This window comes from Nocardia veterana NBRC 100344 (assembly GCF_000308855.1).
Taxonomy (GTDB): Bacteria; Actinomycetota; Actinomycetes; order Mycobacteriales; family Mycobacteriaceae; genus Nocardia; species Nocardia veterana.
Genome location: NZ_BAGM01000073.1, coordinates 38,443 through 50,851 on the forward strand (window position 1 = coordinate 38,443; position 12,409 = coordinate 50,851).

Consider the following 12,409-nt stretch of genomic DNA (forward strand, 5'->3'; position numbering starts at 1 on the left):
TCACTGCCCTGCCCGGCTCGATGAGGACACCGTGGTCTTCTGGCGTTCCAGGACCCGGTAGACCGTCGCCCGGCTGACGGAGAACGGTTCGGCGAGGTCGGCGATGGTGTGCTCGCCGGACCGGTGCTGCTGGAGCACGTGGGACGGCCGACGGGCAGATACCTTGGGCTGCTTGCCTTTCAGCTTGTCCTCGGCTTGTGCGACGGCCATCCCCTCGCGCAGCTTCACACCGCGTCCGACCAGGGAGCCACCGATCTCGCGCGCGTCGGGCACCGAACGGGCGAGCCGGTCGAGTTTGGGAACGACCAGGGTGTCGCCGGCGCGGACGGCCGCGAGAGCCTGGTCGAGACCTGGCCGGGTACGGCGAGTACCGGTCAGGGCGTGGTCGAGGTAGATCCGGTCTTCGGCGACTCCGAGACCACACAGGATCTGTCGCCGGCCGGCAAGGTCCCGCTCGTCGGTAGAGCAGCGAGCGTGGCCGATGAGCGTTGCGGTCACACGGGAAGCGTACGGTAGCCCTCCCCTCAGCGGACAGGGCAGCGGACACCCTCGATGAGGCAGCATCTCGGCTGCTCGGCACATCCAGACGAAGGTCTCCCCGCCTGTCCGTCGAAGGTTCGGCTATCGGACGCTGAGGTCACGGTCTGCCGGGACATCGCCGCTTCGTCCGGGGACCCCGATGCCCACCGGTGATTCGCGGTGCGTGAGGGTCGGTGCTGTGCCTGCGGATCTGCCAGGCCGCCCTGGTGTACGTGAACGTGCTGAGGGTCCAGGACATCCGCGACGACCCCGACCGCCCTGTCGAACTCACCACCGAGGACGAGCGAGGCCCGACACCGTTGTTCTGGTCGCACGTACTCCCGTACGGCGAGGTCAAGTTCCACATGAATACCCCTCTCGCCCTCGGGGATTGCGCTATCGGACTGCAACGCCTGGCCCGTCGCAGGTGGCGGTGCCGCGACCAAAGCGATGGCCTTGCGCGAAGAACAGCCTGGGTGCCTCCGCGGATAAACTCCTGCGGGCCAACGACTTTCGATGGGACCGTCGCGATGGCCGAGGCGAGCGTACGCGGTTGCAACGCGCGCCCGCGCGCCGACTGACGATGCCGGACCGGGCAGATGAGCGGTCCGGTGAACACGATCACCGCACGGCGAGGGCGATGATTCGGGTGAGCTGGTCCGGCGCGAAATTGTCGTCGCTGACCAGCACCAGGGTGCGCTCGCCGGTCGGCAGACGCGGACCCCAGGTCATGCCTTCGACATTGTCGACCGTGGGCAGTCCCACGGTCGACAGGTCGACCAGGAGTTGCTTGGCAACGGGCCGCGCAGCGGCGAGGGGAGCGTCGAGCACATCGGTGGCTGCGGTGGTGTCGATGCGGTATATCCGCACCGAGGTTCCCACGCCTTCGACGAAAGCCCGTTCGAGCACAAGATATTTCGTCGGATCGAGCGGGTCGTCGGCGAGCAGCGACGCGACGCCGTTGCTGCCCGGGCCGGAGGCGAAGACCGGGTCCAGCGGATAGGCGTACTGGGCCAGCAGCTGTCCGGTCCGGGCCTGAACCGTGATCCGGGTCAGCGCACCGGAGCTCGCACTCGCCTCCGGGCCGTCCTCGAGCAGCGGCGCCTCGACCGACGTGGCGACGAGTGCGCCGCCGGCGGCATAGGTCGCACCCTCGAGCGAACCGTTACCGCGTGGCCCCGAATGCGGTTGCATGCGTTCGTTGCTCGGAATCGGAAGGTCGGTGAGGTAACCGCCGTCGGGCCGGGCGATCCGCACCGACGGATCACCGACCGCCTGCTCGGACCGGTCGCCTTCCTGGGTCCACAGGTAGTCCCCGGTCCAGGGATCGATCCGGATCTCCTCGGGATCGATGGCATTCGGCGGGTAGGTGCCGCCGTCCGATGCTCGCAACGGCCGGGTTCCGGTGAAGCCGATCGGGCCGACCCCGCGTTCGTCCACCCGTATGCGCGCGGTGTAGTAGCGGGCCGGATTCCGTATCGAGCGGTCGTCACTGATCAGTACGTATTCACCGGTGCGGGGCGAATAGTCGATTCCCGACAGCCCACCGATCGTGGTGCCGTCGAACGACAGCGCGTGCGGGACGATCTGCTCGCCGAGCAGCCGCACCGGTGCCGGCTCCGCTCGGGCCGGAATCGCCGGGACGGGCGCCGCGGCCAGGACGGCGAAACAGACCACACCCGCGGCCCGGCGAATCGACGCCACGGTCAGCTCCGGCGTGGGGTGGTGGCGACGACGAGTTCGGCAACCGCATCCGACACCGGTGTCGGGCCCCCGGTCAGTTCCACGATGACGCGGTTCAGCCGCGGTTCGCGCAGCGCGGCGGCGAGAAAGGCGGCCACATCGTCACGCGACACCGAACCGTATCCGATTGCCAGTCCGGCGCTCACCGTGCCGGCACCGGGATCGTCGAGCAACGTCCCCGGTCGCACGATCAGCCAATCCAGGTCGGTGTGGCTGAGATATACGTCCGCGGATTTCTTCACCCGCATATAGTGCTCGAATCCGGCCGAGGTCTCCCGGTCGCGCCCGGCATCGGGAAAGACCGACACCAGCAGGAAACGCGGCACTCCCGCCCGGGTCGCCGCCGCGGCGGCCTTCTCCAGGCCGGCACCGTCGATCGCGGTGGTCAGGTCGGTGCCGGTGCCATGCGCCCCGGCGGAGAACACGACCGCATCGTGTCCGGCGATCCGCTGTGCCAGGTCCTCGGCGCTGTCGTGGATAAGATCGCCGATCAGCGGGGTCGCTCCAGTGGCCGAGACGATCGCGGCCTGGTCGGGATTGCGGTGCATACCGGTGACCTGGTCGCCACGGGCGGTGAGTTGTTGTGCGAGACGGCGGCCCACGCCGCCCGCCGCTCCGATCTGGAACACCTTCACGAGTGATCACCTCTGTAGTCGGGGACTGCGGTCCACCCGATTGTGGCCGCCGCATCACAGATCACCGCGCCCGGGTGCGGACGGACGGGATGTCGCCTCGACTCCGACATCAACCGCGCCCCGAAATCCACCGGTCGCCCGGCGGCAGCGGCTACGGGCGAATGTCCGGTGCCGGCTCACCGCGCATGATTCGCACCGAGTTCCGAACCGCGGCCGGGCGGCTGTTGCCGGTGCGGCCGCGGTGTTCCGATAGGGCACCGGCGAATTCGTCGTCGCTGACGCGGAGGAGCGACCGCACTGCCGGTGGCGCTCTGCGCGTCGCGAGGCCGGGAACGGGTGCCGTCGCCGCGGTCGACGGACAATTCAGTGCGCCGCCGGGACGGACCGCAGCAGCACCGGCGCTCCGTGCGCGGGAATATGCGTGATGTTGCGGATGCGGCCGGTTTCGTGAGACCGGGCCGGCGCCAACGAGAATCGGGTGAGCACCTCGGCCAGTACCGCCGTTCCCTCCATGACGGAGAAGCCGGCGCCGATGCAGCGCCGCACCCCGCCACCGAACGGCAGCCAGGTATGAGCGGCGACGCTGCCGTCGAGAAAGCGTTCCGGGCGGAACGTCTCGGGTTCGGGGTGGTTGCCGGGGTCGGCGTGGGCCAACACGATCGAGGTCTGCACGACCGTGCCGCGGGGCAGCCGGTAGCCGCCGATGGTCAACTCCCGCGTCAGACGACGCACCGTGCCGCCGATGACCGTGTGGCGGCGCATCGCCTCCTTGAGCACCGCCTCCAGATACTTCTCGTCTCCCTCCGCGGCGGCGCGCCGGGCCCGGGCCTGCACCGCCGGGTCGGCGGCCAGCTCGTACAACGCCCACGACAACGCCGACGCGGTCGTCTCATGACCGGCCAGCAGCAACGTCACCAGCTGATCCCGCAGTTCGGCATCGGAGAGTGGGGTGTCACCGGCGTCCGCGCCGACCGCCAGCAGCCGGGACAGCACGTCGGCCCGTTCGCCCGGATCGGAAAGGGCGCGGCGGCGGGCGATCTCGTCGTAGAGCAGGGCATCGATCGCGTTCTTGTTGTCGGCGAAGCGCTTCCACGGCCCGATACGTTGCAGCCACTGCCATTTCCAGCCGAGGAAGATCAGCGGTCCGATGTCGATGAGGTATCGCAGGCGTGGTGCCAGCTCCTCGCGGCCCCGTTGTTCGCTGACCCCGAACACGACCTGCATGATCACATCCAGTGTCAGCTCGTTCATCCGTTCCAGGGTCGCGAGGGTGGTCCCCGGGCGCCACCGGTCCACGTGCTGCTTGGCGATCGAGGCCACCAGGGCGCGATAACCGCGCAATGCCGAGCCGGTGAACGCGGGCATCAGCAAGCGGCGGGCGCGGGCGTGCTCGTCCTCGTCGGTCAACAGCAGCGAATGCTGTCCCATGATCGGGCCGAGTACTCGATTGCCCTCACCGGCGTGCAGATCCGCCGGATCACCGGCGAAGATCTCCCGAATATGTTCCGGCCGCGAGAACACGACCAGATGTTCGGCATACGGTGCGATCATGCGCATGGTGTAGACATCGCCGTACCGGCGCGCCGCGACCCGGGCGAACCATCCGCGCCACTTCGCATGCAACAGTGTCTGCACCACCCGCGGCAGCCGCGGACCGGGCGGATACACAGTGGTCATGGGCTACCTTCCGACGGGCCGCGGCACGGGCGAAATCCGGTCTGCCACCACGGTAACCGGGCCTCGGCGGCCGGGCCAGGGCCGCGTGCGCGGTGCGTGGCCGCTGAGCGTTAGCGTGGGCGGCCCGGCCGATGCGGCGAAATTGCGCGGTGCCCGTGGCCGCGGGTCATATCATCGGGCTATGCCCACCCTTCGTGTGGCCGGACGCACCGATGTCTTCACTGGTGACGCCTGGCAGATGGCCTGTGCGATCGGGTGCGCGTCGATCGGAACGGGTGTGCTCATGCTGGTGTGGCCCGATAAGTCCGTTCGCGTAGCGGAGCTGTTGCTCGGGGTCACCCTGTTGTGGACCGCCGCCTGGCAGTTCACCGTCGCTTTTCGGGCGCGCATCCGCGGGGGTTTGAAGGCCGTGGAATTCGTGAGCGGGCTGTTGTCGATTCTGCTCGCTCTGTGGTGCATGCGCAGTGGCGACTGGGTTGCGCTACTGGCGATGTGGGTCGGGATGGGGTGGATGATCCGCGGCATCGTGCAGGCGATCGTCGCCGCATGGTCGCCGGATCTGCCGAAATCCGGGCGCCGCGAGGGCTACGGAGTGGCCACCCTGCTGGCCGGGCTGATCGTCGTCGTGTGGCCGATCGATACGATCGCGGCGCTGTCGGTGCTCGTGGGAGTGTGCCTGATCCTGCTGGGCGCCATGGAGATCCGTCTCGCCGTGCGCGTCCGCCGTCCCGTCTCCGCTGGTGGTCAGGTCGGTGTACGCGGTCTGCTCGGCCCGCGCGCCGAGACCCGCGCCCGGGCCGCGGATTAAGGTCACAGCATGGCCGTCGTCCACCACACCACCCTCGAACCCGGCAAACTCGACCTGCTGACGGCGTGGCTGCCGACGCGGGACTGGTTCACCGGCACCGCTCCGACATTGCACCGCGCCGGCGGTTTCCGCCTCGATGATCCGGACGGCGAAGTCGGCATCGAATGCATGATCGTCATCGATGTCGCCGATCCGCGGCGCCCCGCCTATCACGTGCCCCTCACCTATCGGGGTGCACCGCTGCCGGGCGGTGAGCAGGCGCTGATCGGCACCTCCGAACACGGCGTGCTCGGCACGCGGTGGATCTACGACGGCGCCCTGGACCCGGTTGCCGTCGCCCAGATGTCGGCGCTGCTCAGCGGTGCGGCCACCGCGCAGGATCAGGACCGCAGCGACACTCCCGCGGACTCGGTGGACGTCGCGGTCGTCACCGGCAGCGCGATATCGCTGCGGGTCAACCGGATTCCCCGGATGAGCGCGGAAGCCGAATCCGGTTGGGCTCGGGTGAGATGGACCGACGACAACGGCGCGACCGCGCACGGGGTGGTCCTGGAGGCGAGCGGGAACTGACGCGGCGGCGGTCCCGCGCCGCCGGGGGAGCGGATGCGGACATTCACGGCGCTTCGATGCGTCGCGACGCGCTCTTCGCGGCGCCTCTGCGCGAGCGCGGCCTGCTCGAACCGGACCACGGCGCCTGAGCACTGGGGAGCCATCTCCCGGCGCACGCTACGATATGACGACCGTTATAGGCAGGAGACGGCGTGGCAGAAGCACAGGACTCGCGCACCAAACTCGTGGCCGGTGCGGCCGATATGATCCGGCGCCGCGGCCTCAACGCCACCAGCGTGCGCGAGCTGGCCAAACATGCCCACGCCCCGCTGGGATCGACCTATCACTACTTCCCCGGCGGCAAGACCCAACTGGCCGCCGAGGCCGTCACCTTCGCCGGCGACCGCACCACCGCGCGCCTGACCCGCGAGCTCGAACGCGGACCGGTCGAGGGGTTGCGCGCATTCCTGTCCCTGTGGCGAAAGACCGTGGTGGACACCGGGTTTCGGGCCGGGTGCCCGGTGCTGGCGGTTGCCGTCGAAGACCTCCCCGAAACCGAACAAGCCCCGCACGAGGCCGCCGCGGCCGTCTTCTCGGAGTGGACGGACCTGCTCACCGCGTCGCTACGGGAACACGGCGCCGGTCAGGCCGACGCCGAGCAGGTCGCCACCCTGATCGTCGCCGCGGTGGAGGGCAGCGTGGCCATGTGCCGCGTCGAACACAGCACCCGAGCACTCGACCGGATCACCTCGAAACTCGAAGCCATCGTCACCGATACGATCAACCGGACCGACAGCAGACCGTGACGGTCAGATGGCGAAGCGGCCGGCGAAGCCGCGGAGGGGAAGATCGGCGCTGGTGATGATGCCGGGCCGGGCGGCGACGACGGATTTGATGGCGTTGAGGGCGGGCAGGCCGGTGACGGTCATGCCGATGGAGGCGAAGTTCTCCGGGTTCGACAGGTCGAAGCCTTTGCGTGGGAAGATCATGTGCTTGCTGTAGATGTTGGGGTCGCCGGTGACCTGGGTGATGTAGCAGCCCTTGATGTTCCACGCGGGGTCGGTGTGCGGGGTCATCTGCCATTCGAGGTGGGTCTCCACCCGCGCGACGCCGTCGACCATGCCTTGGTACTTGATGTAGTTGGCGCCCAGTGACCCTTTGGGCATGAAGTACCAGCCGAGGTCGACGTCCTTGGTGCAGGCGCCGAGTTCGTAGCTGAATGTCACCTCGTCGAGTTCCAGGCCGAAGGCGTCGGCCATGAGGTAGACCGAATCCGCGAAGACGGCGGTGTATTTGTAAAGCGAATCGGGGATGGTCGGATCGTCGATCGGGCGGCCGTAGCCGACGGCCTTCCAGGTGTCCACGGAGTGATGGCAGGACACATCGACGGATTCGGTGACGGTGACGTTCTCGATATCGGCGACGTCGGCGGTGTGCACGATGCCCAGGATCTGGCACAGTCCCGGATTCATGCCGGTGCCGTAGAACGTGGAATTGCCGCGCTCGCAGGCCGCTCGGATGACCTCGCTGACCTTGCGGCCCGAGGGATGCGAGTGGTTGCGGTCGCGGTGGAAGCCGGTGATCCAGTCCGCGGTGGTGACCACGTCGATGCCGGCCTCGAGCACTTTTTCGTAGAGGTCCTCGTCGGGGAACACGCCGTGGAAGGTGAGCACGTCGGGGCGGGCGGCGATGATCTCCTCGACCGTGCCGGTGGCGATCACGCCGATCGGGCCCAGACCGACGATCTCGCCCGCGTCGCGTCCGATCTTGTCCGGCGAATAGCAGTGCAGCCCGACCAGTTCGAGGTCGGGGTGGTTGCGGATGCGGCCGATCATCTCGGTGCCGAGGTTGCCGGTGGCGACCTGGAATACCCGGATCTTGTCGGAGGTACTCATGCGCAATGCCTTTCTGGCTGTGACGTTTTCGCGTCCGTGCTGGGTGCGGTGAGGTTCAGGCGGTGGTGGGCGCCGGGCGTACGGTGTCGCTGTCGGGTCGGTGTGGGTCGGTGCCCGCGGGGCCGCCGTCGGGGTAGAACTGCACGGCCCATTCGCGCAGCGCCTTGAAGCCCTTGAATTCCTTCTGCGACAGGGCGGGCGGATCGGAGTAGCGCTGATGCGCCCAGATGCGGAGGTCGGCTTCGAACTGCTCGATCACGAAACCGGCCATGGTCGTGCCGTAGCGGCCGATCTCGGGGCGTTCGTCGCCGGGCTTGCGGCCGATCCACACGGTGAAGCGCACATCGGAGGTATATTCGTCGACCGGTGTCACCGCGGGCATGGTGCGGTGGTCGACCATGCCCCAGCTCTTGGTGATCGAACAGCCCAAGCCGGCGTTGATCGATTCCACACCACTGTTGACCTGGTCCTCGGCGATGTCCTCGTCGAAGGCGATGGTGAAATCGACGTAGGACACCGGCCCGGAGAAATCGTGCCGGGTGAACTCCGGCACGAACGGCGTCTTGTGCACCACCTTGAAGTGCGCGAAGTCGACGCCGTTCTCCATCACGTATTGCGGATGCAGTTCCAGGCCCGGCCGGAACAATGTCGCGGCAGGCACCGGCGGGTAGTAGTCCGCGGCGGTCTTGCCGTCACCGAACGCTTCGAATATGTCCGGCACCTCGAAATACGGTGGCCGGCCCGAGGTGTCGTACCAGATCCACACCGCCTCGTTGCGTTCGACGACGGGGTAGCTGCGGATCCGCCGGCCCTTGTTCGGGTGGGACTCGTAGGGGATGCACACGTTGCGGCCCTCGCGGTTCCACTCCCAGCCGTGGAACGGGCACACCAGGTTCTCGCCCTGAACCTGCCCGCCGTAGCCCAGGTGCGCACCGAGGTGCTCGCAGTAGGCGTCGAAGACCGCGAGGGCGCCGGCGGCCGATCGCCACGCCACCATCTCGCGCCCGAAGTACTTCATCCTGTGCACCGCACCGACCTCGATCTCGGTGCACCACGCGACTTGGAACCATCCCGTCGGCTCCATCGACAGCGGTGGTTTGGCCATCTCGATCCTCCACGTCTTCGCGGGCTGTCCGTGTCGGCGCGGGCCCGTCGGTTCCACGCCCGGCGAAAACGACGATAGAACCCTCTTCGAAAGAATGCAAGAGGGCTCGTTGAAACTTGCTTTGCCCAGGTCAGCGCGGGGAGTACGCGGCGGCTACCGGTCTGTGCCGCCCCGCGTCTTCGGCCATCGACACATGCGCGCGACGCCGATCCCAGCCGCCGTGCGCGGCATCACCGCCGAGCGAGTTTCTCGGCATACGGGCGGCCTCGACGACGCGATCGACAGGGCTCGTCGGCGGCTGGTGTCGCCTACCTCGACAACTGAGCGAGATCTCCACGCACCGGGCGAGTTCGGCGTCGATGTCGACACTCGGTCGCGCCGCAGAAGGTGATGTTCGGTCCGCCGTCCCCGGTGTGCGGCGGTGCGTCGCCCGGTACCGAACTAGGGGCGGAGGTTCGGGGTGGGGGCGGCGAAGATCAGCTCTGCCGCGCGGGCGATGGTACGGCGGATGTCGGTGATGTCTGCGGGGTTGGTGGTCAGGTCGAGCAGGCAGGTGGTCAGGACGTGGCCGAGGACCAGGGCTCGGTCGTGCTCGTCGGTCCAGGTCGGGTCGGCGAGGGCGGCGCGGACGAGTTCGGTGAACAGCGGCCGCCAGACCCGGATGCCGGAACCGTCGCCGGAGTGCACGGAGTTCATGCCGGCTTGCAGCAGGTTGCGGTCCTCGGCGGCCCACTCGATCAACTGGGCGAACGCGGCTGCGATCCGGTCGGCGGGCTCGGCGGCGGGGTCGACCGGCAGCCGGGCGAGACGGTCGAGGGTGTCCAGCGCCCAGTCCGCCATGAGGTGCTGGATCAGGCCGTCCTTGGAGCCGAAGTAGCGGTACACCGTGACCGGAGTGGTGCCCGCCTGGGCGGCGACCTCGCGGATCGTGACGCCCTTGTAGCCGTGCTGGGAGGCCATCGCGCGTGCGACCGCGGCGATCTCGGCGCGGCGCGCGCGTTCGGCGGGACCGAATTCGCGGACCACGCGCAGGGAATCGCGGGACGCGCGCAGGAGGGCAGCAGTGTCGTCGACCACCGTTCGAGGGTACCGCAGAGTGAGAACACGTTGTATAACGTGTTATACAACGTGTGAAAGGCTGGTTGCGATGACTGTTCCCGATCTGTTCTGCGCCGAGGCACTGCAGGATCCGTATCCGCTGCTCGAGCAGCTGCGTGGCGCCGGGGACGTGCATTATCTGCCTGCTCAGCAGGTATATGTGGTGCTCGGGTTCGACGCGATCCGCACCGTGCTGGCCGATCCGCGGACCTATTCGAGCAATCTGGTCGCGGTGCTGTCGGCGGCGTCGGGGTCGGCGACGGTGTCGGTGGCCGAGGCCGGGGCCGGAGTGGACGTGCTGGCGACCGCGGATCCGCCCACGCATACCGCGCAACGGGCTCTGGTGATGTCGCGGTTCAGCCCACGTGCGGTGGCCGAGACGACCGAGCTGATCGACGCCGCGGTCAGCCCGGCGGTAGCCCGGCTGGTCGCCGCCGGCGGTGGTGACTGGATGGCCACGGTCGCCCACCGGGTCCCGGTACAGGTGATCGGCGAACTGATCGGACTGCCGCGCGAAGACCATCAGCGCCTCGCCGACTGGTCGGACGCGGCGATCGATCTGGTCTCCGGGGTCGCAAGTCCCGAACGCGCCGGACAGGCCGCGCTCGCGGTGCTCGAATTCGCCCGGTATCTGGGCGAGCGTCTCGACCAGGCCCGGCCGGGACAGGACACGGGGGTGCTGGGCAGCGTCGCCGCGGCGGTCGCGTCGGGAAGCCTGACCCGTGATCAGGGCGCGATGCTACTGGTGCAGCTGGTGACCGCGGGCGCGGAATCGACCGCGAGCCTGCTCGGCACCGCGGTACGGCTGCTGGCCGACGATCCGCAACTACAAGCCGCCCTGCGCGCCGAACCCGACCGCATCGGTGCGCTGGTGGAGGAAGCGGTGCGCATCGAGAGCCCGTTTCGCGGTCATTTCCGCGTCACCACCGCACCCACCCGGCTGGCCGGTGTCCGCCTCGAACCGGGCGCGCGACTGATGCTGATGTGGGGCGCCTCCAACCGCGACCCCCGAGTCTTCGACCACCCCGACCGCGTCGACCTCGACCGTGCCCAGCCGAAAATGCATCACAGCTTCGGCCGCGGCATCCACTTCTGCCTCGGCGCCCACCTCGCCCGCAAGGAAACCACCCAGGCCGTGCGGGCACTACTCGCCGCCACCGCCGGCGTCTCGCTGAGCCGCCCCGAACCCACCTACGTCCCCAGCCTGATCGTGCGTCGCCTGGCGCACCTGAACCTGTCACTCACCCCGGCATGACCGGTACAGCGAACCCACCGGCCATCCGCTCGAACCCGGTCGTCCGGTTCCGCCAGTATCGGCGCTACCACCGCGACCTGCGGCCCTACGCGGTGGCACTACCCCACGAAACCGTCGGCCCCCACACGTTGCCGCTGATGCGCCGCCTCGCCGCGCGCACTCGCCCGCATCCCGCCGCCGTAGTCGTCGATCTCGGCGACGGTGCGCGGGTCCGCGTTTTCGGCGACACCGGCTCCCGGGTGCCGGGCCCGGCGCTGCTGTGGATCCACGGCGGCGGCTTCGTCTTCGGCACCGCCGCGCAAGACGACCGCTGGTGCCACCGGATCGCCACCCGTACCGGAGTACTCGTCGCGTCCGTGGACTACCGCCTCGCCCCCGAACATCCCTATCCCGCGGCCCTGCACGACTGCCACCGCGCCCTGCACTGGCTCGCCGACCGGCCCGGTGTCGATTCCGGACGCATCATCCTCGCCGGGGCCAGCGCCGGCGGCGGCCTCGCCGCCGCACTCGCCGCGTACACCCGCGACCACGGACCCGTGGCCCCGATACTGCAACTGCTCCTCTATCCCATGCTCGACCACACTCCGCTGCCGGGCACCGGCACCTGGCATCGCCTCTGGGGACCGCGCAGCAACGCCTTCGCCTGGGACAGCTATCTCGCCGGCGCCGACCCCGTCCACGCGGTGCCCGCCCACCGCGACAACCTCGCCGGGCTGGCCCCGGCGTGGATCACCGTGGGCGATCTGGACCTGCTTCACGCCCAGAACACCCGCTACCACCAGGCCCTGACCGCCGCAGAGGTCGACAGCCGGCTCACCGTCGTACCCGGCGCCTTCCACGGCTTCGACACCGTCGCACCCGCCACCACGATCAGCCGTGAGCTGCGGGGCAACGCCCTGAACACGATCCGGACCGCCGTGACGACACCACCCCGGTGAGCCGGGGGACGGGTGGTGCCCCCGCCGCAGACAGTTCTCATCGGCAACCGGGCCGAGCGCCAACCATCCGCCCGGGCAACCCGAACACGAATACCCTGCTCTGCCGGCACATTACGTCATATCCGCCCCACATTCGGTGGACACCAGGGGACCCGAAATCGGTCCGTCGATCCCATGGGAGACGCGT

12 protein-coding genes are annotated in these 12,409 nt (G+C 68.9%); 5 read left to right on the forward strand and 7 right to left on the reverse strand.

The window, feature by feature from the left end:
- From ON37_RS12485 to ON37_RS12505, 4 genes are all read right to left on the reverse strand, one after another.
- Positions 1-498, reverse strand: a complete 498-nt coding sequence (locus ON37_RS12485) for a recombinase family protein (protein WP_040719248.1) — start codon at positions 496-498, stop codon at positions 1-3.
- A 642-nt stretch (positions 499-1,140) separates the two neighbouring features.
- Positions 1,141-2,223, reverse strand: a complete 1,083-nt coding sequence (locus tag ON37_RS12495; RefSeq protein WP_245553174.1) for an esterase-like activity of phytase family protein — start codon at positions 2,221-2,223, stop codon at positions 1,141-1,143.
- Between the two features lie 2 nt (positions 2,224-2,225).
- Entirely contained in the window at positions 2,226-2,897 is a 672-nt protein-coding gene (locus ON37_RS12500) for an SDR family oxidoreductase (RefSeq protein ID WP_040719250.1), read from the reverse strand.
- Between the two features lie 363 nt (positions 2,898-3,260).
- The gene (locus ON37_RS12505; protein WP_040719251.1) at positions 3,261-4,574 is read right to left on the reverse strand and encodes a cytochrome P450; all 1,314 of its coding nucleotides are present in this window, start codon (positions 4,572-4,574) and stop codon (positions 3,261-3,263) included.
- A 181-nt stretch (positions 4,575-4,755) separates the two neighbouring features.
- Here ON37_RS12505 and ON37_RS12510 point away from each other — a divergent pair, with 181 nt between their 5' ends.
- From ON37_RS12510 to ON37_RS12520, 3 genes are all read left to right on the forward strand, one after another.
- Entirely contained in the window at positions 4,756-5,382 is a 627-nt protein-coding gene (locus tag ON37_RS12510; RefSeq protein WP_040719252.1) for an HdeD family acid-resistance protein, read from the forward strand.
- A 9-nt stretch (positions 5,383-5,391) separates the two neighbouring features.
- Positions 5,392-5,952, forward strand: coding sequence for a maltokinase N-terminal cap-like domain-containing protein (locus tag ON37_RS12515; RefSeq protein ID WP_040719253.1), 561 nt, complete (start codon positions 5,392-5,394; stop codon positions 5,950-5,952).
- A 191-nt stretch (positions 5,953-6,143) separates the two neighbouring features.
- Positions 6,144-6,737, forward strand: a complete 594-nt coding sequence (locus ON37_RS12520) for a TetR/AcrR family transcriptional regulator (protein ID WP_040719254.1) — start codon at positions 6,144-6,146, stop codon at positions 6,735-6,737.
- A gap of 3 nt (positions 6,738-6,740) precedes the next feature.
- Here the strand turns inward: ON37_RS12520 and ON37_RS12525 are convergent, their stop codons facing one another.
- The 3 genes from ON37_RS12525 to ON37_RS30950 form a co-directional block, all read right to left on the reverse strand.
- Complete coding sequence (locus ON37_RS12525; protein ID WP_040719256.1) at positions 6,741-7,826, reverse strand: NAD(P)H-dependent amine dehydrogenase family protein; 1,086 nt, start codon at positions 7,824-7,826, stop codon at positions 6,741-6,743.
- A gap of 55 nt (positions 7,827-7,881) precedes the next feature.
- Positions 7,882-8,931, reverse strand: coding sequence for a Rieske 2Fe-2S domain-containing protein (locus ON37_RS12530; protein WP_040719257.1), 1,050 nt, complete (start codon positions 8,929-8,931; stop codon positions 7,882-7,884).
- A gap of 441 nt (positions 8,932-9,372) precedes the next feature.
- Complete coding sequence (locus tag ON37_RS30950; RefSeq protein WP_051031518.1) at positions 9,373-10,008, reverse strand: TetR/AcrR family transcriptional regulator; 636 nt, start codon at positions 10,006-10,008, stop codon at positions 9,373-9,375.
- Between the two features lie 70 nt (positions 10,009-10,078).
- Between ON37_RS30950 and ON37_RS12540 the strand changes: the two genes are divergently transcribed.
- The gene (locus ON37_RS12540) at positions 10,079-11,284 is read left to right on the forward strand and encodes a cytochrome P450 (protein ID WP_040719259.1); all 1,206 of its coding nucleotides are present in this window, start codon (positions 10,079-10,081) and stop codon (positions 11,282-11,284) included.
- Positions 11,281-12,222: an alpha/beta hydrolase gene (locus ON37_RS12545; RefSeq protein ID WP_083892941.1), complete on the forward strand. Its 942-nt coding sequence runs from the start codon at positions 11,281-11,283 to the stop codon at positions 12,220-12,222. The genes ON37_RS12540 and ON37_RS12545 overlap by 4 nt, the downstream gene beginning before the upstream one ends.
- The last annotated feature ends 187 nt before the right edge of the window (positions 12,223-12,409 follow it).